Below are 22953 nucleotides of genomic sequence, written 5' to 3'. Positions count from 1 at the left end.
GTCATGTCCCTCACTATGCATAGCCTGGTAGCAGTTTACAAGCGCTGAATAGTTACGCGGCGGCAAAGAAAAGTAGGTGCCGCCCCGCACAGGGGCGACGCGTGAAGCTAGATAACAACTCGCGGATGCCAGCGCAAAGGCGAGCACACAACCCAGCGTCGCAGACAACCAAACCAAACCAAAACCGTTAAGTCCGCGCCAACGACCGCCTCTTCATCTCAAGCTGAGTAATCAACCGCTGAAGGGTATTCTCAGCATTCCCGGGCAGGGACAAAAACCGAAACCCAAGCGTGTAACGCTGCGTGCCATTCGGCAGATCCACAGCCCGATTCGACATCAACTCAAGATCGAGCTGCAACGTCCCGAGCGACCCAAGTATCACTTCCGTATCCAGCAACTGAACCCCATGCTCGAGCGTCGACACGCGCTCATCACTCGTCCGCATTGCCATGCCGCCAAGCGAAAGATCCTGCACCTCGAACCGGAACCCTTCCCCATCCGGCAAGCGCCCACGGCAAATATAAGGATCAAGCAACGGCGCATCGACGCGGAAATACTCACGCCGCTGCAAGTAATACAAAACCTCAGGAAAATCGGCCTCGAATGAAGGCCGCCCTTCGAACGTCGTTTCGCGCGGCGTCTTCGTGACGAAGTGCACGCGCACACCGTCCGGCGTCGCATGAAAATGGCCCTCGGGCGAAGTCAGCAGCCCGCGGTTCTGCTCGGCAAGCGCGCCCCAGTCAAACGTGAAGGTGCGCTCTCGCACGTCCACTTCGAGGATCTTCGTCACGAGCTGGCCGCCTTTGTACTGCACGGTCAGAAAATCGCCGCGATTGAGCAGATTGCGCAGTTGCACACCGATCTCAAGCGGATTGCGGCGGCCGAAGTCGACGCCTTCCATCTCGCGGTTGTCACCATTCGACTGGGTGGTATTCATGGCCTTGCCAATTTCTCTTCGTTCTTGCGGGCACGTCGCGAAAGCACCGCCAGCCGGGGCTCGGCACGGCCTGCATACTTCGCGAAACACGCGTGGGTCCGGAATTCTCCGCACCATTCCGGTATCGGGTCTGACTGTTTAGCGGCAGCGTCAGCCCAAAGTTTAGACCGGTTTTACGAAAAATTTTCCGCAAACGTTTGACACCGCAACGAAGACAGGATACGCGAATTCTGCTCGCGGTCCGAAAGTGACATAAGACAAAAACGGGAAGCCATGCGGCTCGAGCCAACCACCGAGGCGGCGGCTCCATCCATCTGATGGTGCGACATGGCTCCGTCGCCAGCATGATGCCGTTGAAGTATTGCGTAACGACGATGAGTGACCAGAACGAACGCGGCGGCAAGCGCCGCGCTCAAGCGCGTCACACCATCTTCTGCATGATCGAAATCAGCTTCTTCGCGTAGTGCGGATCGGTCGCGTAACCGGCGCGCTGCATGCCCTGCGCGAAGCCGTTCACGTCGCGCGACGAATTGATTACCTGCGCATAACGCGGGTTCGACTTCAGGAAGCTCGCGTAGTCGGTCATCGCTTCCTCGTACGAATCGTACGCACGGAACTTCTCGACCACGCGCTGCGGGCGGCCGTTGATGTATTCGGTCGTGACCGTCGCGACGGTCTTGCCGTTCCAGTCGTCCGAGGCCTTGATGCCGAAGATGTTGTGACTCGTCGAGCCGTCCGACTTGCGGATCTCGCGCTTGCCCCAGCCCGATTCGAGCGCGGCCTGGCCGATGATGAAGCGCGCCGGAATGCCCGTCGCGGCACTCGCGGCCTGCGCCGGCGCGGCCAGCTTGTCGACAAATGCATCCACCTTGTCCGACGAGCCGTCGCCGCGCACGGCCGGCGTCAACGCGCTGTTCGCCGAGTAGCCGCGACCCATCTTCAGCGCGCCGTTGTTCGCCGGGTTCGCGTACGCCTTCGCCAGCGCATTCAACGCGACGTTGTTACCCGCGTTCGTATCGTCGGCGGACACGCCGGAATTGCGCATCAACTGCTTGAGCATCGCGTCGGCAACACCAATGCCCTTCGACGACATCTGTTGCGCAAGCTGCTGGTCCATCATCGACGTGAAGGTCGCCGTGTCGTGCGAATCGAACGGACCGTCGGACGGCGTCGCGTCGCGCATGCTCTTCAGCATCATCTGCGTGAAAACGGCGTCGAACTGCTTGGCCGCCGACTTCATCGCTTCACGCGGATTCGCTGCAGCCTGCGCGCGCATCGCGTCAAAGCCCTGCGTGTCGAGGGCGAAGCGATTGGTCAGGTCATTCGCGGCGTTGCGCGTCGTGTCGGAGTTCATTCTTGTTGTTCCTTAGATGATCTCGAGATCGGCTCGCAGCGCACCCGCTGCCTTCATGGCCTGGAGAATCGACATCAGATCCGCGGGCGTTGCGCCGAGCGCGTTGAGCGCCTTCACGACGTCCGCGAGATTCGCGCCCGCGTTCACCATCTTGAGCGCGCCGTTGTCCTGCTTCAGCGCGATCTGCGACTGCTGCGCGACGACCGTCTGACCATTCGAGAACGCGCCCGGCTGGCTCACCACCGGTTGCGTGTTGACGACAACGGACAGATTGCCGTGCGCGACGGCGCAAGTCTGCAGCGTCACCATCTGGTTCATCACGATCGAGCCGGTGCGCGCGTTCAGAATCACCTTCGCGGCGGCCTGCCCGGGCTTCACGTCGAGGTTTTGCAACTGCGCCATGAACTGCACCTGCTGCGCCGGATCGGTCGGCGCGCGCAGCTGGATCGTGCGGCCGTCGAGCGCGACAGCCGTGCCGAAGCCGAACGCGTTGTTGATCGCGGACGTGATGCGCTGCGTCGTGTCGTAGTCCATGTCGTTCAGGTCGAGCTGCATCGTGCCCGCCTGCGAAATCGTGGTCGGCACCGCGCGTTCGACGATTGCGCCGCCCGTGATGCGGCCCGCCGCAAGCTGATTGACCTGCACCTTGCTGCCGTTCGCGCTCGCCCCCGCGCCGCCGACGGCCATGTTGCCCTGCGAGAGTGCATACACCTGGCCGTCCGCGCCCTTGAGCGGCGTGAGCAGCAGCGTGCCGCCGCGCAGGCTCTTCGCATTGCCGAGCGACGACACGGTTACGTCGATCGCTTCGCCGGGCCGCGCGAACGCTGGCAGCGACGCCGTCACCATTACGGCGGCGACGTTCTTCAACTGCATGCTGGACAGCGAATTGTTGCTGGAACTCGAACCCGCCTGTTGGTTATTGATCGAGATGCCGAGGTTCGCGAGCATGTTCGCGAGCGTCTGTGTCGTGAACGGCGTCTGCGTGGTCTGGTCGCCCGTGCCGTCGAGACCGACGACGAGGCCATAGCCGATCAGCGGGTTGTCGCGCACGCCCTGGATCTGCACGAGGTCCTTCAGGCGTTCCGCATGGGCGACGTCCGTCGTGACGGGCAGCGCGGCGCACGCGAGCGCGACTACTGCGAAAGCGCGTGCCGCGAAACCGGAAACGGACGTCAGGCGGAGGAAAGAGAAGGTACGCATGATCAGAACGGCGCGACGTTGAGGAAGAAGCGTTGCAGCCAGCTCATGTCCTGGGATTCGTTGATATAGCCCTTGGCCGAGTATTCAATCTTTGCGTCCGCGACCTGGGTCGAGTAAACCGCGTTCAGGCTGCTGATCGTGTTCGGATTGACGACACCCGAGAAACGCACGAACTCATTGCCCTGGTTGATCAGCATCTGCTTCTCGCCACTCACGAGCAGATTGCCGTTCGGCTGCACGCCGATCACCGTGACGGTGATCACGCCGCTGAACGTGTTCGACGCATTGGCACCGCCCGTCGCCTTGAACGTGTTGGAACCCGTCGCGTCGAGGTTCACCTTGCCGAACAGACCACCAAGGAAGCCCGCCGTCGGCACGCCGAATGCGGTCTGGCCGGCGCGGTTCGTGTTCGCACCCGACGACTTTGTCGCGTTGATGTTTTCGGAGATGACGATGGTCAGGATGTCGCCGACATTGCGCGGACGCTGGTCTTCGAACAGCGGCCGGCCAGCGTAACCCGGGTTGTAGATCGAGCCGGGCGTCTGCAGCGACGGCGGTGGCGGCGGCACGGCCGTCATCGGTTGCTGGGTAATCGGCTCCCTCGGCACGAGCGCACAGCCGCCGAGCGCGGCTGCGAGCACGCCAGCGCCAGCGAGCATCGACACTGCCCGCGCGCTGCGCAGAGGAATCTGGGTTCGAATGAAATGCGACATCTTGGTTACCGCCTAAGTGTTTCCGACTTTCAGCCTTACTGTCAGCCCGCTTAAACCGGCATCTGGCTGAGCGTCTGCAGCATCTGGTCGGAAGTCGTCACGGCCTTGCTGTTGATTTCGTACGCGCGCTGGGTCTGGATCATGTTCACCAGTTCCTGTACGACGTTGACGTTCGATGCTTCGACATAGCCCTGATTCAGCGTGCCGGCGCCGTTCAGACCCGGCGTCGCGACGTTCGGCGTGCCCGACGAGGTCGTTTCCTGGAACAGGTTTTCGCCCTTCGCATCGAGACCAGTCGGGTTGATGAACGTGGCGACCTGCAACGAGCCGATCTGCGTCGTCGCCGTCGAGCCTGCCGTCGTCACCGACACCACGCCGTCGCTGCCGATCGTGAGCGACGTGGCGTTCTGCGGAATCGTGATCGCGGGCAGCACCTGATAGCCGCTCGACGTGACGAGCTGGCCCTGTGCGTTGGTCTGGAACGAGCCGTCGCGCGTGTACGCGGTCGTGCCGTCCGGCATCTGCACCTGGAAGAAGCCCTGGCCGTTGATCGCGACGTCCTTCGAATTGCCCGTCTGCTGCAGGTTGCCCTGCGTGTACAGACGCTCGGTCGCAACCTGCTGCACGCCCGTGCCGAGCTGGATGCCCGACGGCAGTTCCGTCTGCTGCGTCGAGTTCGCGCCCGGCTGGCGGATGGTCTGATACAGCAGGTCTTCGAACACCGCGCGCGAGCCCTTGAAGCCGTTCGTGCTGACGTTCGCGAGGTTGTTCGAAATCGTGTCCATCTGCGCCTGTTGCGCATTCATGCCCGTGGCGGCGATATAGAGTGAGCGGTTCACTTACTTTCTCCTGAACGCAGCGTGGTGCGTTCCGTTAAATCTGCGTCGGGATTAGCTGAAGCTCAGCAACTTGTTGGCCGACTGCTCGTTCTGGTCGGCGGACTCGATCATCTTGGTCTGCATCTGGAACTGGCGGGCGTTGGTGATCATCGAGACCATCGCCGCGACCGGATTCACGTTGCTGCCTTCGAGTGCGCCTGCCGCGACCTTGACGGCGGGATCGGCGTCGGCGGGATTGCCGTCAGTCGTGTGATAGAGGCCATCGTCGCCGTGCGTGAGGCTGCCGGGCGCGGGATTCACCAGCTTCAGCTGATCGACGAGTGCAATCGTCGTGGCGGGATCGCCCGGCATCAGCGCCGAGATCGTGCCGTCGTTGCCGATCGTCACTTCCGCGCCGGGCGGCACAGCAATCGGACCGCCGCCACCCACCACCTGCATGTTGCTGGCCGTGACGAGCTGGCCGTTTGCATCGACGTGCAGGTTGCCCGCGCGCGTGTACGCTTCCTGGCCGTCGGGCGTCAGCACCGACAGCCAGCCCGGACCCTGGATCGCGACGTCGAGCGGATTGCCCGTCTGCTGGGTCGGGCCCGGCGTGTAGTCCGCGCTGGGCGTCGACGACAGCACGAAAGTGCGCGTGGTGTCGTTCTGAATCGTGCTGCCGTCGCCGAACGCCATCGGCACGGCGCGGAACGTCGCGAGCTGGGCCTTGAAGCCCGTGGTCGAGGTGTTCGCGAGGTTGTTCGCGACCACGGCCTGCTGTTCGAGCGCCTGGGAAGCGCCCGACATCGCGGTGTATATGAGCCGGTCCATGATGGTGTCGGTGCGTCAGCTATTACAGGTTGATCAGCGTCTGGTCGACGGCCTGCTGGGTCTTGATCGTCTGCGCGTTCGCCTGGTAATCGCGTTGCGCGGTGATCAGGTTCACCAGTTCGCTCGTCAGGTCGACGTTCGAGTTTTCCGTCGCGCCGCCTTGCAGCACGCCGTGGTTCGTCGAGCCGGGCGCTGCGATCACTGCGACGCCAGAAGCAGCCGTTGCCTGAAATTCGTTGTTGCCGAGGTTGATCAGGCCGTTCTGGTTCGCGAACGTCGCGAGTGCGACCTGGCCGAGCGCCGCCGTCTGGTTGTTCGAGTAGTTGCCCGTGATGGTGCCGTCGGCGCCGACCGAGAAGCTCGTCAACTGACCCGCTGCGAAACCGTCTTGCGTCAGAGAGTTGACGCCGTCCTTGCTGCCGAACTGCGTCGTGCCAGCGATGTTCAGCGTCAGACCTTGCGGCGTCGCCGAACCGTCCGAGTTCGGGATCGAGAAGTTGAACGCGAACAGCGTCGAGGTCGGGTTGCCCGACGCGTCGAGCGTGCTGACCAGGTTGCCCGACGTGTCGAACTTTGCGGTGCCGACCTTGGTGGTCGGGACGCTGCCGTCCTTGCCTGCATACACGTCCCACGAACCGGCTGCGGTCTTCACGAAGTACATGTCGACCTGCTGTTTGCCGCCCAGCGAGTCATAGACGGGCACCGACGTCGAGTAGGTGTACGTCGCGCTGTTGTTCGGGTCGAACGCCAGCGGCGTCGGCGTGATCGTTACCGCGTCGCCCGTGGCCGGCGTGCCGGCGAGCGTGATCGTTTCGCCGTTGCCGAGCTTGATCGGCGAGTTGGCGGAGTACGTGCCCGACACGCTCGAGCCGTCGCTGCCCGTCACCGTGTACGCCGTCGCGCTGGTGAAGGTGACCGTGTAGGTGTTGGCGTTCGTGCCCTGCGTGCCGTCCGTGATCGACACGCCGTTGTTCGTCAGGGTGCCCGTGTTGGTCCCGGCGAACGCCGCGGTAGGCGTGCCCAGCGCGAGTTTGTCCTGCGCGTTCAGGTTCAGGCCCGCCGTGATGCCCTTGGTGGCCGTCGGCGGAATATTGGCCGTCGGCACCTGCAGCGGCACCGTGCCCGCCGTGTTGACGACACCGTTCGCGTTCGCCGCGTAGCCCATCAGCTTCAGGCCGTCGGCGTTGACGATGAAGCCGTTCTTGTCGAGCTGGAACACGCCGTTGCGCGAGTACGTCACCGAGCCGTTATTCGACATCTGGAAGAAGCCGTTGCCGTTGATGGCGACGTGCAGCGCGATGTCGTCGTTCGTGATCGTGCCTTGCGAGAAGTTCTGCTCGACCTCCGACATGCGCGTGCCGATGCCGATCTGGTTGTTGACGGCCGTGGCGACCGAGTTCGCGTACATGTCCGCGAACTGCGCCGCACCTTGCTTGAAGCCGACGGTGTTCGCGTTGGCGATGTTGTTGCCGATGACGTCGAGGTCGCTCGATGCGCCTGCCAGTCCGCTCAATCCTTGCTGGTAACCCATGACGGTCTCCGTATCTGCTGATGCTGAATGCGTTTAGATGATGGCGGCGATCGACGTCAGGCCGACCGTCTTGCCGTTCGAGAGGACGAGGCCCGGCGTGCCGTCCGGCTGCTTGATCACGCCCTGCACCGTGGCCGCCGACAGCGTGGCCGGGCTGGTCGTGCCGTTTGCCGTCGTACCGCTTGCGGTGAACGTGTAGTTGCCGTCGGGGAGCGCGTTGCCTTGCGTGTCCACAGGCGTCCAGCCGATAGGAATCGTGCCTGCCGACTGCTTGCCGAGGTCGATCGTGTTGACGATCTGGCCGGCTGAGTTCTTGACCGTGACCTGCACGTCCGTCGCGTCGTTCGCGAGCGTGACGCCGAAGCCCGTCGCCTTGCCCGATGCCACAGCGAAGCCGTCGCCCGGGGCGAGCACCGTCGCGCTGATCAGGCTCGCGGCCTGGGTCTGCTGGTTCGTCGTCAGTTGCGTGGCGAGCGAAGTCAGCGACGTGTTCAGCTGCGCGATACCCGTCACCGTATTGATCTGGGCCAGCTGCGAGGTCATCTGCGAGCTGTCCATCGGATTGGTCGGGTCCTGGTTCTTCATCTGCGCGATGAGCAGCTGCAAGAACGTGTTCTGCAGGTCGCTGCCCGACGTCGGGTTGGCCGACGAGCTCGACGACGACGCACTGCCCGTGCCGTTCATCGTGTCGAGTAACGTCTGCGAAACAGTCGCGCCGTTGTTGCCGATTGTGGATTGCGTAGTCAAGGAAACTCTCCTCAGGTTCCGATCGTGAGCGTCTTCAGCATCAGCTGTTTCGCGGTGTTGAGCGTTTCGACGTTGGCCTGATAAGAGCGCGAAGCCGAAATCATGTTGACCATCTCCTGCACCGGGTCGACGTTCGGCATCTGGACGTAACCGTTTGCGTCAGCGGCCGGGTTGCCGGGGTCGTAGGACGTTTTCATCGGCGTCGGGTCGTCGATGACGCCCGTCACCTGCACGCCGCCGACCTGCTGGCCCGAGCCCGTGCGCGCGCCGCCGATCGGGTTGACGGCGAACACGACCTGCTTCGCCTTGTACGGCTGGCCGTCGGGGCCCGTCGTACTGTCGGCGTTCGCGAGGTTCGACGCCGTCACGTTCAGGCGTTGTGCTTGCGCGGACATCGCCGAACCGGCGACGTTGAAAATGTTCATCAGGGATGGCATGGCTTTTCGACCTCTCTTGCCGGCACACCGGCGTCTAATCCCGTAGCGTTGTTAGTTTTTAGCGTTGGTCCAGCGCGCTGCCCTCTGTATGGAAGGCGGCGTAATGTCGTTAGCCGTTCGACGTGATCGCCGACAGCATCGACTTGATCTGCTGCGACAGCACCGTCATGCCGGACTCGAAGTGCAGCGAGTTGTCGGCGAACTGCACGCGCTCGGCGTCCAGATCGACCGTGTTGCCGTCGAGCGAAGGCTGCGACGGAATGCGGTAGGCAACCCTGCCGAAGTCGTCGGTCGGGCCGCCCGTCGGGATGAGGCGCGCTTTGCCCGTCATGTGGCCCGGCTCCGTCGCGGCCATCGACATGCCTTGCGACACGCCCGCCGGCTTGGTCATCGCGAGCGGCGCGTTGTTCGAGGCGCCCGCTGTCGAGCCGCCGCTTTTCTTCAGCGCGCCCGCGAGCGACGAAGCGAAGTCGACATCGCGCGCCTTGTAGCCAGGCGTATCGGAGTTCGCGATATTCGACGACAGCAGTTCCTGCCGATAGGCACGCACATCGAGCGCCTGGCGGCCAAAGGCAAATTCGGCATCGAGTTTGTCCAGCATTGGGTTCTCCGTGGAACGGTCCGTGGCTTCCCGTTTCGCACCGCCGATCCACCTTGTTCGGGAAGCAGCGTTTCGACTGCGCTGGCCGGGATGGCCTTTTTGCATGTGGTGAATTGTGCGGGCGGTGCGCAAGTCTTAATCGGACGAATAGCCGGGGAAGGACGCCTCTATTCACCGTTTGCACCGCAGGCGCGATCTCTAGAATGCGATTCGTACCTATGCATCAACGAAGGAGTCAGACCATGCCCTTGCCCGTCAACGCTTCACGCGAAGCTCGCCGTAAGAGCGCGCGTGCTGCCCGGACGCTGTCGGCGATGGCGCTGGTCAGCGCTTGCGCGGCCGCATCCATTGCGCATGCGCAAGAGAACAACGGACCGATCGTCATTGCGGGACCCGGCGAGAAAAATCCCGCCGATCTTCAGGCACTGGCCGAGCGGATCAACACGCCTGCGGCCGCCGCTGCACCGCGTGCGAGCGTCCCGGCGCCGATGGTTGCACCCGCAACGCTCGCCGCGAATCCGCGCAGCGAGGCGGACCGTTTCGCGCAAGCCGCGCATGCGGATGGCGCGATCGTGATTGCGGGCGCGGGCGAGACGTCAGCGCAGCAAGGTGTTGCCGCTGCGCCCGCCAATATGAATGCGGGCGCGCCGGGCATGATGCGCGTGAGCCTGCAACCGGCATCGCGTCAGGTGATGCCGGTCGTGGTCGCGCCGGCTCAGGCCGTCGCGCGGCCGACGGCGGGTGTTCAGCCGATTGCGGTGAATCCGGCCGCCGGCAATGCCGCAGCGGCGCAGCTGCGCGGCGCGGCCGCTATGCCGCCCGCCGCCTCACAGACTCCGGCCCAGGCCGCCGCGCAACCGGCGGCGCCCGTGCCCGCTGGACAGCAGGACGGCGAAGCGATCCGCCGCGCCGCGCTCGCGTATTTGCAACAGCAGTCGGCGGGATTGCCCGGCAAGGTCGACATCAGCGTCGCGACGGTGTTTCCGCGCGGTCTCGCCGCATGCACGACGCTCGAGCCGTTCCTGCCGACGGGCGCGCGCGTCTGGGGCCGCACGACGGTCGGCGTGCGCTGCTCGGGCGAGCGTCCGTGGACGCTGTATCTGCAGGCCAAGGTGTCGATTCACGCGACCTACTTTCTCGCCTCGCGCTCGATTGCGCCGGGCGAGCTGCTGTCCGCTGCCGATCTCATCGCGCGCGACGGCGATCTGACGCTGCTGCCGCAAGCCGTGATCACCGATCCGGCGCAGGCTGTCGGCTCGGTGTCGCTGATGCGTGTGTCGGCGGGGCTGCCGCTGCGCCGGGACATGCTGAAGAGCGCGGACTCGGTGACGATCGGGCAGTCGGTGAAAGTGGTCGCGCAGGGTGCGAATTTTGCGATTTCGGCGGAGGGCAGCGCGATGAACAACGCGTCGCCGGGCCAGCCGGTGCGGGTGAAGACGGCGAATGGCCAGATCATCCAGGGCATCGTGAAGGACGGCGGAACCGTCGTGATCCAGCTCTGACGGGTGTTACCAGCGGTTACAACTTGAAAAACGTGTCGGATCGGTTGACCTAAAGTTCGATGGATGGATGCCGTTAATTCATTCAAATCGTTCAGGAAGCCAATCGTGAAAGTTGATTCCACTACCCATTCAGGCCTGCAGACGTTGAAAGACGGGCTGCAGCGCACGCAGCAAGGCGACGCCGCCACGACGGGCGGCGCAGGTACGGCAACGTCGACGGCCACGGGCGCGTCGGGCGACGCCAATGTGAATCTGTCGGGGCTGTCGTCGCATTTGCACAGCCTCGCGAGCGCCGGTTCGTCGGATATCGACACGGCGCATGTCGAGTCGATCAAGTCGGCGATCAAAAACGGCACGTTGACGATCGACTCCGGCAAGATCGCCGATGGCGTGCTGGCGACGGCGCGCGACCTGTTGCAGAAGAAGAGCCAGTCGTCCGGCAACTGATGGACGCACCGATGGACGGTGCGGCGGGTGCCGGGCGGTATTTGTGACAAATCCGGTTTGCGTGCTGCGCGAGCCGGTGCCTAGCGAGTTGCTTTGTGATGAAAGACGCCCTGCTTGCCACCGTCATTGACGAATATTCTGCTGTGGAGTTGTTCGCTTCTGTCCTCGCTGCTGAGGAGAAGGCGCTGACCACGGTGCATCCCATCGACACGCTGCCGCCCATCGTCGAAAAGAAGATGGAGTTGGTGGAGCGGCTCTCCACGCTGGAGAAGGCGCGGGATTCGCAGCTTTCGCAGCTGGGTTATCCTGGTGGATGGAAGGGGATGGAGCTAGCTGTGGCGGCTGATTCTCGTCTTGCGACGCAGTGGGCTTTGTTGCAGAAGGCTGTTGAGCGGGCTCGGCGGTTTAATACCACCAACGGTGCTTTGATTCGGACTCGCATGGAGTACAACCGGCGGGCTCTCGCCGCGCTTAATGTTGCCGTTGGGCCCGAGCGGGGCGCGCTTTATGGGCCCGATGGGCGGGTTCCAGCCTTTGGGATGTGATTTTTTTTGAAGGGGGTTCTCCCCTTCTGGATTCCCTGTTTTTTTGCTTTTTGCCTGGCCGGTGCTCTTTTTGAGTATCGGCTTTTTCGTTTTTGGGGTGTCTGCGAAGCTGGTGTGGTTTGCTTTGGCTTCCGCTGGCATCCGCGATGCGTTAGCCTTCTTCACGCGTCGCCCCTGTGCGGGGCGGCACCTACTTTTCTTTGCCGCCGCAAAGAAAAGTAGGCAAAAGAAAGCGGCTAACACCGCCAACATTTCTTCTTGCCTGAGGGCCCCCAACCGGTCCTACGCTTCACACGGCAGCATTTCTGTTCGCGTTCGTTGCCAACGCTTCGAATGATCGCCTCACCCACTTCAAACACCCGAACAAGAGCTAGCGGCAGCGAACGGTATGTGCCGCCTAGGTGGCAAACTGTGTGTAGGTTGTCGCGACGTATAGGTTGGCGCTCTTACAGGGTGGAACGCGTGCGCTATCGGTCCGAAGTGAGGCGTGCGAGGTGCTACGGCCTACATACAGTTTGCCACCTGGGCGGCGGCGGAATATCTGGCACGGCGTGTCGCGACGCGGACGCGTGAAGCGGGTGAGGCGTCAATTCAAAGCGTTGGCAACAAACATGCGTCACGTGGTTGCCGTGTGAAGCGTGGGACCGGTTGGGGGCCCTCAGGCAAACACAAGAATTAGCGGTGTTAGCCGCTTTCTTTTGCCTACTTTTCTTTGCGGCGGCAAAGAAAAGTAGGTGCCGCCCCGCACAGGGGCGACGCGTGAACGGCAAACACCGTAGCGCGGATGCCAGCGAAAAAGCAAGCACACCACCCCAGCGTCGCAGACAAACCAAAACCCCAAAAGCAAAAGCCGACCTTAAAAAAGATCGGCCCTCGAAGAAGAATAAAGCCATCCCAGCAGCCCGCAGGGCAAAAGCAACAGCAACAGCAAAATCAAAAGCGCATCAGCTAGTTTCAGCCGAAGCCCATGCCTGCTCGCGCAAGCGAGTCCTAAGCCGTGCAACAGCTTGCGAATGCAATTGGCAAACCCGCGACTCACTAACCTCCATCACCGCCCCAATCTCGCGCAAATTCAACCCACGCTCGTAATAGAGCGACATCAACAGCTTCTCCCGCTCGGGCAACCGATCAATCGCCTCAACCAAAGCCCCGCGCAGCGAATCATCCAGCAGCGCCGACAGCGGATCAGAATGATCAACGCAGTACCGATCAAGAAACGGCTCATCATCGGCCGATCGATCAAAGTCTTCGTAATAGATCAACTGACTGCCGTGCAGATCCTGCAACATCGACTGATACTCATCGAGCGGCATCTTCAAATGCTCAGCAATCTCAGTCTCGCTAGCCGAGCGCCCCAGCGACTGCTCAACCTGATGCACGGCCGACTCGACCTCGCGCGACGTGCGCCGCAAGCTCCGCGGCAACCAGTCATTGCTGCGCAACTCGTCGAGCATCGCGCCGCGAATCCGCTGGCTCGCGTATGTCTCGAACTGCGCGCCCTGGTCTTCCTTGTAGCGGCTCGCAGCATCCAGCAGACCAATCATGCCCGCCTGAATCAGATCGTCGAGATCGACGCTCGCCGGCATCTTCGCCACGAGCTGCAAACCGAGACGGCGCACCAGCGGTGCGTACTTCGTCAGAACCTCGGCTTGCGAAATTTTTCCTTGAGCGTTGTACATCGTGCTCCCCTTGTCCTTGCCTTCACGCGTGCTGCGCTGACGGTTGATCGGCGTATTGCGCCGCTGTTACGGTCGTCGGCGGCACGCCATGCGTCCGTGACGAAATCGCTGGCCGCATCGGCCAGTACTGCAGTTCGGCTGCGATATGACGGAAATCGCGCGCAGCAGGTGCCGATGGGAATGCATCGACGACACAACGCGACAACTCCATGGCTCGCGCCATCAAAGGATCGACTGCCACGCAGCCGGCATCTTCAAGCGACACGGCGAGATAACGCCCCGCCACGCCTGCCAGGTTCTCAAACGCGGTATGCGCGTCGGCCACGCTCTGCACGTGATTCACCAGCACGCGGAACTGCGCGATCGCATGCGCGAAGTGCAGGCGCTTCATGCACGCATACGCATCGGTGATCGCCTGCGCCGCGACGCGCGTCACCACCATCACATCGTGCGACTGCATCGCGAGCGCCGACAGCGAGCCTTCGCGGTCCACCTGCGCGTCGATCAGCACGACATCCGCCGGTCCGCTCAGCACCACGCCCATCTGCTCGCGCGTGCAGCTCTCGCGATTGCCGCGCGACGCATTGAGCACCGCGAAGCCCAGCGCATGCCGTCCAGCCGCTTCGTCGAGCGTCATCTCGCCGCGCATCACGGCGGCGACATTGCCCGCGCCGCGCACGCCGCCCAGCATCGCGCTCACCGAACGCTCGCCAAGACTTTCGTCGATGACGAGCACATCCTTGCCCTGCTCGGCGAGCGCGGCGGCGAGATTCACCACCGTCGTCGTCACGCCTACGCCGTGCGAGCCGCCTGCGACCGCTATGACCCGCGAGCCGGAGCGCGCAAGCAGACGCCGCAGTCCTTCAGCCTGGTCCAGCACGAACTTATCCAAAGCGAACCTCGTGCAGATCGGCGGTCGAACGGGCCGACAGGGCCGACAGCAGCGCCGGCACGTCCTCGTCCTGTGGGACGAACGGCGAGTTCTCGCGCGGAATGCAGAAGGCGCTCTTGATCAGGAATTTCTTGGTCGCGACGTACAGGTTCTCCGGCACCTTCTGTCCCGTCGACACGTAGTGCACGGGCAGCTTGTAGCGGATCACCGTATCGAGCACGCTGCCCAGGTTGGTCGCTTCGTCGAGCTTGGTCAGGATGCAGCCGGCGAGCGGCTGCTGGTCCGGCGCATTCTGATATGCCTGCACGACTTCATTCAGGGTGTCGCCGTGGCTCGTTGCGTTCAGCAGCAGCAGGCGTTGCACGGGCTGACCGGCGCGGCACAGCATCGCGATCTGATCCGAAACCAGACGATCGCGCTGGCTCATGCCGATCGTGTCGATCAGCACGATATGTTTGTTGCGCAGTTCCGAGAGCGCGAGTTGCAGGTCGGCGCTGTCCTTCACGGCATGCACCGACACGCCCAGAATCTTGCCGAAGATGCGCAGTTGCTCGTGGCCGCCGATCCGGTAGCTGTCGGTGGTGAGCAGCGCGACCTTGCTGGCGCCGAAGCGCATCACGCAGCGCGCGGCGAGCTTGGCCGTGGTCGTGGTCTTGCCGACGCCCGTCGGACCCATCAGCGCGAACACGCCGCCGCGCTCCATCAGCGCGTCTTCGTTCTCCATCACCGGCACGTTCGATTCGAGCACCGTCTTGACCCACTCCATGCCCTCGTCCATTCCTTCGACTTCGGGCAGGTTGTCGATCACCATCTTCACGAGCTGCGCCGAGAGGCCGGCAGCGAACAGGTGCCGCGTCAACGCCGCGTGCGTCGGGCTGCGGCGCTGGCGATCGGCCCACACGAGGCCCGCGAACTGCTCTTCCATCATGCCGCGCATGGAAGTGAGCTCCTGCATCACGGTCTCGTTGACCATCTGCTCAAGGCGCGACTTGATCGATTCCGTCAGCGCGGCGGCCTGCTTCGGCGTCATATCGGGGGCGGCTGCGTTCTTGCGCGGGTCGCGGGCCGTGTTGATGTCGCTTGCGCCCTCTGCGGTCGTCGGAATCACGTTGTGCTTCTGCGCGGCGCGGCGCGCGGCGAGTTGCGCGGCTTCGCGGGCCCAGTCGGGCTTCGCTTCTTCGTTGACTGCATCGACGGGCGTACCCAGGCCGCGCGCCATCGCGGCGGCGGGCGTCATCGTCGGATTGGCTGCGTGGACCACGTCCTTCGACGCGATGCGGCGCGCGTGATCGATCAGCCAGGGGTTCGTTTCGGCCATCGTGCGCTGACGGACCAGCATGTCCGGCATGGCTGCCGCTGCGGGTTTCGCCGATGCGGCGGGCATTTCGCTGCGCAGGTCGACGCGCACGTCGTCCGTTGCGCGCGCGGGGTTCGCCTGGCTTTCGACTGCCGCGTTGTCGGCGGAGGCCGTTTGCGGCTCGGCCTTCTCTTCGCTCGCGGCGGGCATGCGTTCCGTGCCTGCTTCGGGGCTTGCGCCGAACACCGACGAGAACACGTCGGGCATTCCGCTCGCATACGGGTTGTTGACGGGCATCGAGGGGAGCATCGGCACGCTCGCGCCGGCGGCTGCCCCGTTCGGGCCTGCGCCCTGGCTGGCGGCGCCTTCCTGGCTGCGCGGCGTGATCGCGCTCAGATCGCGGTCGGTGACTGCGACGATTTCGACACTGCCATCATCGTTGGTGCGGTTCGACAGCACGACTGCATCGGAGCCCAATGCCTCGCGGACGAGACGCAGCGCGTCGCGACTCGTTGCACCGACAAATTTGCGAATGTTCAAGCTGTTCTCCGATGAGCTGCCCGGTCCGGCGACATACCGTTTCCCGATGAGATGAATTATTGCGGGAGACGTCTATTGGCCATCGGGCAATAAAGACGGTGAAACGCTGGCAATTCGGGCAATGGAACTTTGTGCCGGTTCCCGGTTGGGATTTGTTGTGTGCCTTTGCGGCACGGGCATCCCGCCTGGGTATGGAGTTTTTTTTGCCTCCCGGGCGGGGTGTTGGCTGCGCACACGGTTTGGTGTTTGGGCTTAGCGTTGGCGTCCGCGGTTTGCCTTCGTGGCTCGGCCGGCTTGGTTGCTTTGGCGTTTTCGCTGGCATCCGCGCTATGCCTTCGTGCTTCAAGCGTCGCCCCTGTGCGGGGCGGCACCTACTTTTCTTTGCCGCCGCAAAGAAAAGTAGGCAAAAGAAAGCGGCTAACACCGCCAACACGTCTTCCTGCCTGAGGGCCCCCAACCGGTCTTACGCTTCATACGGCGGCGTCTTTGTTTGCGTGCGTTGCCAACGCTTTGAACAATCGCATCACCCGCTTCAGGCACCTGTACAACGGCAAGCGGCAGCGAAAGGTACGCGCCGCCTAGGTGGCAAACTGTGTGTAGGTTGTCGCGGCGTATAGCCTGGCGCTCTTACACGGTGGAACGCGTGCGCTATCGGTCCGAAGTGAGGCGTGTGAGGTACTACGGCCGACACACAGTTTGCCACCTGGGCGGCCGTGGAATAGCTGGCACGGCGTGCAGTAGTGTGGGAGCGTGAAGCGGGTGAGGCGCACCGCAAGAGCGCTGGCAACGAACTTGGGTCACGTGGTTGCCGTGTGAAGCGTAAGAACCTTTGGGGACCCTCAGGCAGAAACAAGAACTGGCGGTGTTAGCCGCTTTCTTTTGCCTACTTTTCTTTGCGGCGGCAAAGAAAAGTAGGTGCCGCCCCGCACAGGGGCGACGCTTGAAGCACGGAGGCAAAACGCGGATGCCAATGAAAACACGAGCAAACCACCCAGCGTCGCAGACAAACCAAAAACCCCTTACGTTCCAATCACATTGACCACTCGCACATGCCGCGTATCCGGCACTTCCGCATAAGAAAGCACCTTCAACTGCGGCAAGCTACGCCGCAAAAACCTCGCTAACATCGCGCGCAGCGAATGCTGCACAAGCATCACCGGCGAGAGCCCCATATTCTGCTGCCGAGTCATCGCCTTCTGCGTTTCCATCAAAAGCGTATTAGCGAGGCCCGGCTCAAGCCCCGGATTCGCCCCCGTCGCAAGCGCCTGGGTCAAAAGCCGCTCCAGATGCGCATCAAGCCCCATGACCTGGATATCGCCATTGCCAGGGAACCACTGCTGCGTAATCGCGCGCCCAAGCGAAAGCCGCACAGCAGCTGTCAGATCGTGCGGATCGGTAATCTTGGACCCATGCTCCGACAGCGCTTCGAGAATAGTGCGCATATCGCGAATCGGCACCCCCTCTTCGAGCAGGTTCTGCAGCACCTTCTGCAACGTAGCAACAGGCAACATCTTCGGCACGACATCATCAACCAGCGGCGCAGCATCCTTCTGCATCCGCTCGATCAGCGCCTGCACTTCCTGGCGACCGAGCAGCTCCGCCGCGTGCGTGACAACGAGGTGATTCAGGTGAGTCGCGACCACCGTGCTCGAGTCGACCACGGTGTAGCCGTACACCTGCGCCTGCTCACGCAAATTCGTATCGATCCAGATCGCCGGCAGGCCGAACGCAGGATCGGTGGTCGGGGTGCCGGGCAGCGCCGCGGTGACCTGACCAGGATTGATCGCGAGCCACTGCCCCGGATACGCCTCGCCGACGCCCACTTCCACACCCTTCAGCGCGATTCGGTAGCCGTTCGGCCGCAACTCCAGGTTGTCGCGAATATGTATGACTGGCGGCAAGAAGCCAATTTCCTGCGCGAACTTCTTGCGGATGTTCTTGATGCGCTTGAGCAGTTCGCCATCCGAGTTCTTGTCGACAAGCGGAATCAGCCGATAGCCAACTTCCAGCCCCAGCGCGTCGATCATCGTCACGTCGTCCCAGCTGGCTTCCGAGCCTTCCGTCGGCGTGAGCGCCTGCGGCGCGACTTCGGCGAGGGCCGTCGATGTCTTGCTCTGCGTCGCGCGCTTCTTCATCACGCGGGCGAGCTGGATCGCGCCGCCGCCCAGCAGCAGAAACGCAAAGTGCGGCATGCCGGGGATCAAACCCATCAGCACGAGGATCGAGCCCGTGATCATCAGCACGCGCGGATTCGTGAAGAGCTGGCCCGTCAACTGCGTGCCGATGTCTTCGTCGGTCGCGACGCGCGACACGATCACGCCCGCCGCCGTCGAAATCACCAGCGAAGGAATCTGCGCGACGAGGCCGTCACCGATGGTCAGCAGCGTGTAGGTTTTGCCCGCGTCGGCGAAGTCCATGCCGTGCTGCACGACGCCGACGATCAGCCCGCCGAGAATATTGATCACCATGATCAGCAGACCGGCAATCGCATCGCCGCGCACGAACTTGCTCGCGCCGTCCATCGAGCCGTAGAACTCGGCTTCCTGCCCGACTTCCAGACGCCGCTTGCGGGCCTGGTCTTCGTTGATCATGCCGGCGTTCAGGTCGGCGTCGATCGACATCTGCTTGCCGGGCATCGCGTCCAGCGTGAAGCGCGCGGACACTTCCGCGATACGCCCCGCGCCCTTCGTGATCACCATGAAGTTGATCACCATCAGGATCACGAACACGACGATACCGACCGCGAAGTTGCCGCCCACGAGGAAGTGGCCGAACGCCTCGATCACCGCGCCCGCCGCGCCCGGGCCGGTGTGGCCTTCGAGCAGCACGATACGCGTCGACGCGACGTTCAGCGACAGCCGCAGCAGCGTCGAGAACAGCAGCACGCTCGGGAAGGCCGCGAAGTCGAGCGGCTTCATGGTGTACATGCTGACGAGCAGCACCATGATCGACAGGGCGATGTTGAACGTGAACAGCAGATCCAGCAGGAACGGCGGCAACGGCAGAATCATCATGCCGAGGATCATGCAGATCAGCAGCGGGCCCGCCAGTGCCCGCAAGTTGGTGCCGCTCAGCGCGTCCGGCCGTCGTGAAAGGAAACCCGCGCGCGCGTTCATGCTGATGCTCCATTACTTTGATTGTCGCCGCCGAGCGAATCGGCAGCTTCCTGGTCGGCGTCGTCATCCGGCACGCCGCCCTTGTCCAGTTCCGCCGGAACTTCGAGATCCTTCGGTGCGACAGGCGCGACCCCGCCGTCTTCCTTGAAGCGGCGCAGTTGATAGACCCACGCGAGCACTTCCGCGACGGCGCCGTACAGCGCGCCCGGAATCTCGCGATTCAATTCGACGTTGTGATACAGCGCCCGCGCGAGTGGCGGCGCTTCGAGCAGCGGCACGTTGTTCTCGACGGCCAGTTCGCGGATGCGCGCGGCCACCAGGTTCACGCCCTTGGCCACCACCTTCGGCGCACCCATTTCGCCATCCGTGTATTGCAGCGCGACCGCGAAGTGCGTCGGGTTGGTCACGACGACATCCGCCTTCGGCACGTTCGCCATCATCCGGCGCCGCGCCATCGCACGTTGCTGCGTACGCAGGCGCGCCTTCACGTGCGGATCGCCTTCGCTTTCGCGGTGTTCGCGCTTCACTTCTTCCTTCGTCATGCGCAGCTTCTTGTGAAAGCTCCACAGTTGATACGGCACGTCGAGCGCGGCGATCACGAACATGCCCGCGACCGTCATCGCGCAGCACACGGCAACCAGATGCCCGGCATTCGACAGCGCGACGTGCAGCGGCTGTGTCCCGAGCGCGAGCATGTCATCGCGCCGGTGCCAGATCGCCGTCGCGGCGATCACGGCGACGACGAGGATCTTCGCCAGCGACATGCCGAGCTGGATCACGCCATTGATCGAAAAGATGCGGCCGATGCCCGCGATGGGGTTCAGCCGCCCGAAATTCGGCGACAGCGATTTGGTCGACAACAGCCAGCCGCCGAGCGCCATCGGCGCGAGCAGCGCGGCGAGGCCCGTCATCACGAGCAGCGGCAACAGCACGAAGCCGCCCTCGCGCGCCACGGTGCCGGCACTCGTCAGCGCGCGCTTCGTGTCGAAGACCGTGTCGTGGTTGAACGTGAAGGCCGTGCGCAGCATCGTCTGCACGTGCTCGCCGATCATGCCGGACATGCCCCACGCGCCGAGAAACCCGGCCGCGACGAGCGCGAACGTCGCCAGCTCCCGAGAACGCGCAACCTGCCCCTCCTCCCGCGCCTTTTCCAGGCGCCGGGGAGTGGCTGATTCGGTTTTTTCGAGGTCGCTATCCTCTGCCAATGCGCTCTCCAGCTGGACGGGCACCATGCCCTTTTTCAGTGAGAGCGATTATTCCTGCAGACGTCGAGTGGCGATTGGCGGATAAGGGCGGGGAAACCGGGGTATTTCAACCGATGGACGGCGCAAGGGCGCGCCGCCGGGTTCGCGCGCGGGCATGGCGCAACGCGCGGCGGCCCGCCCGGAAGCGGGCCGCCCGCGCCGACATCGAAACTCAACCAGAAACGCGACCAGCACCACGGCGTCAGAACGCGACAAATGGCGCCGCGCCGCCCGTCGCGCGCTTGTCGACCCCGTAATAGACATAACGTCCGAAGAAGAACGGCAAGCCGAGGTCGAACGCGCTTAGCGAGCCGATCTGCCCCCCGAGATCGTTGAACGCGTAGTTGCTCGCGTTGCTGAGCAGCGTCTGGGCGTTCGCGATGTTGATCGTCAGCGCCCCCGTCGCACCGTTTGCGCCGACCAGGGTCACGGTGCGCTGCTGCGTCGAGGCTGGGCAATAGAACGACGCCAGGTTGCCGCCGCACAGCGCCAGCGAGCTGTCCGGGAAGAAATAGCCGTTCGAGCCCGAATCCATGAACGTGCGGATCGTCGAGCCGTTGAACGTGCTGGCGACGAGGTCGCCGGATGCATCGGTCGTATAGGTCGTGCCGGCCGCGTTGCCGTTGTTCGACTGCGTGCCGATGCCGAATACGACCGTTCCTGTCGCCGTCGCTGCGCCGTTCGACGAAATCGGCGCCATCTGCACGATCACGCCGTTGTTATCGACGGGGAAGTTCGGAATCGGGTTGGCGACCTGCTTCGTCGTCTCGGCCAGCGTACGCGTGCAGTTCGTGCCGTTCGGGCATGCGTAATAGTTGCTGAACTGCGAGACGTTGGCCTGGACCGAGCAGGCCACGCCGCAATCGACGGGCGCGACGCCAAGTCCAAGAATGCCGTTCGCGCCGAGCGCACTCGCCGAGCTCTCGTTCGCGCCGTTTACGCAGCCACTCGGAATGGTCGAGTCGGCCATGTCGCCGATTACCTGGATCGGGATGATGCTCGTTACTTCTCCGCTGATCTTGACGGTCGCGGTGCGCGTCGTGCCCCACGTGAAGCCGTCCGCGAAGTGGGTGCATTCGGCGAGCTGGCCGCCTGCCGTGGCCTGCTGGACGGGCAGCGAGTTCGCGAGCGAGCCGAGCGCCGAATTGACGACGCGCAAGCCGAACGAGCCGGTATCGAGCAGCACGTTGTCGATGGTTGCGCAGTTGGTTGTGGAGCCCGGCGCGCAGACCGTCACGGAAACGGTCGGAATATTGATGATGCCCGCTACGCCCCGACCAACTGTCACGGCCACCGTGTTCGCCGCATTCGCGGCGATCGGCTGCTGGTTGGGTCCGCTGTTGCTGCTGCTGTTGTTCGACGAAGACGACGAATCGCCGCCTCCGCCGCCGCAGCCCGCGACGAATGCCGTCATCGCGACGACGGACATGGCGAGTACGGCCTTCACGACGCTGACGCACGCTTCGAGCTTCAACGCAAATCGCATGATGGATCTCCCGTCGTCACTGGATGTCGGTGCCGCTCACGCCGGCGGGCAATGCCTGCGGCAGATAGGCCTGGCCGGAGAACGCGCCCATGTGGCCGCCCGAATGCACGACGAGTCCGCTGTCCTGCACGATGCCCGGGCCGTGGCCGCCGCCGCGCACCTTGCGCGCGCTGGTCACGCCCGCCACGTATTGCGGAAAATAGCTGCCGAGCAGGTCGGACAGATTGGGCATTTGCGGCCCGCTCCATGCGAGGCCGAACACGCTGCCCGCCGACGAGATGTATTCGCGGATCACCGTGCCGTTGCCGAGCGTCGTTTGCCGGACGGTGTAGGACGCCGATGCGCCGGTTGAAGAGGAAGAAGTCGTGGCGCCCGAACTGGCCGACGATGCGCTGCGCATCACGGCAATGCCATTTGACGATGGCGCGGGGATGGTGCGCGTGGTTTCGCTGGACCCGGTGGGCGGCGTCATTGGATCTCCGCCTAGCGCGGCGTTCGCGGGTAGCGGAACGAGTAGGACGGGCAGCGAGCAGCAGAATCCCAGAGCTGAAGCAAACACAGCACGGCTGAAGCGGATCGACATGGTTGTGTGCCTCCCACAATCGACAGCGGACAATGCCCGCGCAATTCGCGGGCCCGGCTTGTTGATTCAGGGAGCAAGCTGCATGGCGCGTGCAGACGCGCGTTATGCGTAATGGGGCGTCGATAACGTCGCGCGCCTGTCTCCCTTGGGGGTAGTATGCCAGCGGTTTGTGTCTGCGACGGGTTTTTGGGGTTTCTTGTCTGCGACGCTGGGTGGTGGTTTGCTTTTCTGCGCTGGCATCCACGTAGCGTCTTCGCGGCGCGAGCGGTTTGGTTTTTGGGCTTTGCGCTGGCGTCCGGGTTATGACTTCGTGGCTCGGTGGGGTTGGTTGTTCTAGCTCTTCCGCTGGCATCCGCGTATTGCCTTCGTGCTTCACGCGTCGCCCCTGTGCGGGGCGGCACCTACTTTTCTTTGCCGCCGCAAAGAAAAGTAGGCAAAAGAAAGCGGCTAACA

The 22953-nt window shown here is 63.4% G+C and carries 20 protein-coding genes; 3 read left to right on the top strand and 17 right to left on the bottom strand.

Translation table 11 applies throughout. The features are described from left to right. Nucleotides 1–187: 187 nt before the first annotated feature. From SB822_RS52015 to flgB, 10 genes are all read right to left on the bottom strand, one after another. Nucleotides 188–937 (bottom strand): flagellar brake protein, encoded by a 750-nt coding sequence (locus SB822_RS52015; RefSeq protein WP_007577075.1) that lies wholly within the window; start codon nucleotides 935–937, stop codon nucleotides 188–190. 421 nt (nucleotides 938–1358) lie between these two features. Then, nucleotides 1359–2291 carry a flagellar assembly peptidoglycan hydrolase FlgJ gene (flgJ, locus tag SB822_RS52010; RefSeq protein ID WP_410858445.1) on the bottom strand — a complete coding sequence of 311 codons (933 nt, stop codon included), beginning with the start codon at nucleotides 2289–2291 and terminating at the stop codon, nucleotides 1359–1361. A 12-nt stretch (nucleotides 2292–2303) separates the two neighbouring features. Next, nucleotides 2304–3491 carry a flagellar basal body P-ring protein FlgI gene (locus SB822_RS52005; RefSeq protein WP_086910542.1) on the bottom strand — a complete coding sequence of 396 codons (1188 nt, stop codon included), beginning with the start codon at nucleotides 3489–3491 and terminating at the stop codon, nucleotides 2304–2306. Between the two features lie 2 nt (nucleotides 3492–3493). Continuing rightward, nucleotides 3494–4204 (bottom strand): flagellar basal body L-ring protein FlgH, encoded by a 711-nt coding sequence (flgH, locus tag SB822_RS52000; protein WP_007577070.1) that lies wholly within the window; start codon nucleotides 4202–4204, stop codon nucleotides 3494–3496. Nucleotides 4205–4254: 50 nt separating this feature from the next. Further along, nucleotides 4255–5043, bottom strand: coding sequence for a flagellar basal-body rod protein FlgG (flgG, locus tag SB822_RS51995; protein ID WP_042316739.1), 789 nt, complete (start codon nucleotides 5041–5043; stop codon nucleotides 4255–4257). 51 nt (nucleotides 5044–5094) lie between these two features. Further along, the gene (flgF, locus tag SB822_RS51990) at nucleotides 5095–5853 is read right to left on the bottom strand and encodes a flagellar basal-body rod protein FlgF (RefSeq protein WP_090838872.1); all 759 of its coding nucleotides are present in this window, start codon (nucleotides 5851–5853) and stop codon (nucleotides 5095–5097) included. Nucleotides 5854–5875: 22 nt separating this feature from the next. Then, a complete protein-coding gene (locus tag SB822_RS51985; RefSeq protein WP_007577064.1) occupies nucleotides 5876–7384 on the bottom strand; it encodes a flagellar hook protein FlgE in 1509 nt (502 codons plus the stop codon). 33 nt (nucleotides 7385–7417) lie between these two features. Next, the gene (locus SB822_RS51980; protein ID WP_086918962.1) at nucleotides 7418–8131 is read right to left on the bottom strand and encodes a flagellar hook assembly protein FlgD; all 714 of its coding nucleotides are present in this window, start codon (nucleotides 8129–8131) and stop codon (nucleotides 7418–7420) included. Between the two features lie 11 nt (nucleotides 8132–8142). Next, the gene (gene flgC / locus SB822_RS51975; RefSeq protein ID WP_007577061.1) at nucleotides 8143–8568 is read right to left on the bottom strand and encodes a flagellar basal body rod protein FlgC; all 426 of its coding nucleotides are present in this window, start codon (nucleotides 8566–8568) and stop codon (nucleotides 8143–8145) included. A gap of 109 nt (nucleotides 8569–8677) precedes the next feature. Further along, a complete protein-coding gene (gene flgB, locus SB822_RS51970) occupies nucleotides 8678–9169 on the bottom strand; it encodes a flagellar basal body rod protein FlgB (RefSeq protein WP_079498708.1) in 492 nt (163 codons plus the stop codon). A gap of 242 nt (nucleotides 9170–9411) precedes the next feature. Between flgB and flgA the strand changes: the two genes are divergently transcribed. From flgA to SB822_RS51955, 3 genes are all read left to right on the top strand, one after another. Continuing rightward, nucleotides 9412–10671: a flagellar basal body P-ring formation chaperone FlgA gene (flgA, locus tag SB822_RS51965; RefSeq protein WP_086910539.1), complete on the top strand. Its 1260-nt coding sequence runs from the start codon at nucleotides 9412–9414 to the stop codon at nucleotides 10669–10671. A 105-nt stretch (nucleotides 10672–10776) separates the two neighbouring features. After that, complete coding sequence (gene flgM / locus SB822_RS51960; protein ID WP_007746202.1) at nucleotides 10777–11118, top strand: flagellar biosynthesis anti-sigma factor FlgM; 342 nt, start codon at nucleotides 10777–10779, stop codon at nucleotides 11116–11118. A gap of 98 nt (nucleotides 11119–11216) precedes the next feature. Further along, nucleotides 11217–11663, top strand: coding sequence for a flagella synthesis protein FlgN (locus SB822_RS51955; protein ID WP_007577053.1), 447 nt, complete (start codon nucleotides 11217–11219; stop codon nucleotides 11661–11663). Between the two features lie 944 nt (nucleotides 11664–12607). Here SB822_RS51955 and SB822_RS51950 read toward each other — a convergent pair. From SB822_RS51950 to SB822_RS51920, 7 genes are all read right to left on the bottom strand, one after another. Continuing rightward, nucleotides 12608–13342 carry an RNA polymerase sigma factor FliA gene (locus tag SB822_RS51950; protein ID WP_007577051.1) on the bottom strand — a complete coding sequence of 245 codons (735 nt, stop codon included), beginning with the start codon at nucleotides 13340–13342 and terminating at the stop codon, nucleotides 12608–12610. Nucleotides 13343–13364: 22 nt separating this feature from the next. Beyond that, nucleotides 13365–14234, bottom strand: coding sequence for an AAA family ATPase (locus SB822_RS51945; protein ID WP_410858444.1), 870 nt, complete (start codon nucleotides 14232–14234; stop codon nucleotides 13365–13367). Beyond that, on the bottom strand, nucleotides 14227–16071 hold the full coding sequence (gene flhF / locus SB822_RS51940; protein WP_410858443.1) for a flagellar biosynthesis protein FlhF: 1845 nt from the start codon (nucleotides 16069–16071) through the stop codon (nucleotides 14227–14229). Before flhF ends, SB822_RS51945 begins: the two co-directional genes overlap by 8 nt. 1019 nt (nucleotides 16072–17090) lie before the next feature. Beyond that, nucleotides 17091–19187 carry a flagellar biosynthesis protein FlhA gene (gene flhA / locus SB822_RS51935; protein WP_009771630.1) on the bottom strand — a complete coding sequence of 699 codons (2097 nt, stop codon included), beginning with the start codon at nucleotides 19185–19187 and terminating at the stop codon, nucleotides 17091–17093. Next, nucleotides 19184–20392 (bottom strand): flagellar biosynthesis protein FlhB, encoded by a 1209-nt coding sequence (gene flhB, locus SB822_RS51930; RefSeq protein ID WP_079500093.1) that lies wholly within the window; start codon nucleotides 20390–20392, stop codon nucleotides 19184–19186. Before flhB ends, flhA begins: the two co-directional genes overlap by 4 nt. Nucleotides 20393–20633: 241 nt before the next feature. Then, a complete protein-coding gene (locus tag SB822_RS51925; RefSeq protein WP_410858442.1) occupies nucleotides 20634–21917 on the bottom strand; it encodes a DUF3443 domain-containing protein in 1284 nt (427 codons plus the stop codon). A gap of 16 nt (nucleotides 21918–21933) precedes the next feature. After that, nucleotides 21934–22500, bottom strand: coding sequence for a DUF2844 domain-containing protein (locus tag SB822_RS51920; protein ID WP_090838883.1), 567 nt, complete (start codon nucleotides 22498–22500; stop codon nucleotides 21934–21936). Nucleotides 22501–22953 lie beyond the last annotated feature (453 nt).

The sequence above is a fragment of the Paraburkholderia sp. SIMBA_054 genome, from assembly GCF_046534875.1.
GTDB lineage: Bacteria > Pseudomonadota > Gammaproteobacteria > Burkholderiales > Burkholderiaceae > Paraburkholderia > Paraburkholderia hospita.
The sequence above is the reverse complement of the archived record's forward strand: the minus strand, read 5'-3'. Positions and strand labels throughout refer to the sequence as shown.

Coding starts and splice junctions, on each gene's coding strand:
- SB822_RS51925 (WP_410858442.1), bottom strand. CDS start 21,917: ATGCGATTTGCGTTGAAGCTCGAAGCGTGCGTCAGCGTCGTGAAGGCC.
- flhA (WP_009771630.1), bottom strand. CDS start 19,187: ATGAACGCGCGCGCGGGTTTCCTTTCACGACGGCCGGACGCGCTGAGC.
- SB822_RS52005 (WP_086910542.1), bottom strand. CDS start 3,491: ATGCGTACCTTCTCTTTCCTCCGCCTGACGTCCGTTTCCGGTTTCGCG.
- flgC (WP_007577061.1), bottom strand. CDS start 8,568: ATGCCATCCCTGATGAACATTTTCAACGTCGCCGGTTCGGCGATGTCC.
- flgF (WP_090838872.1), bottom strand. CDS start 5,853: ATGGACCGGCTCATATACACCGCGATGTCGGGCGCTTCCCAGGCGCTC.
- SB822_RS51950 (WP_007577051.1), bottom strand. CDS start 13,342: ATGTACAACGCTCAAGGAAAAATTTCGCAAGCCGAGGTTCTGACGAAG.
- flgH (WP_007577070.1), bottom strand. CDS start 4,204: ATGTCGCATTTCATTCGAACCCAGATTCCTCTGCGCAGCGCGCGGGCA.
- flgJ (WP_410858445.1), bottom strand. CDS start 2,291: ATGAACTCCGACACGACGCGCAACGCCGCGAATGACCTGACCAATCGC.
- SB822_RS51920 (WP_090838883.1), bottom strand. CDS start 22,500: ATGTCGATCCGCTTCAGCCGTGCTGTGTTTGCTTCAGCTCTGGGATTC.
- SB822_RS51985 (WP_007577064.1), bottom strand. CDS start 7,384: ATGGGTTACCAGCAAGGATTGAGCGGACTGGCAGGCGCATCGAGCGAC.
- SB822_RS51955 (WP_007577053.1), top strand. CDS start 11,217: ATGAAAGACGCCCTGCTTGCCACCGTCATTGACGAATATTCTGCTGTG.
- SB822_RS52015 (WP_007577075.1), bottom strand. CDS start 937: ATGAATACCACCCAGTCGAATGGTGACAACCGCGAGATGGAAGGCGTC.
- flgA (WP_086910539.1), top strand. CDS start 9,412: ATGCCCTTGCCCGTCAACGCTTCACGCGAAGCTCGCCGTAAGAGCGCG.
- flgB (WP_079498708.1), bottom strand. CDS start 9,169: ATGCTGGACAAACTCGATGCCGAATTTGCCTTTGGCCGCCAGGCGCTC.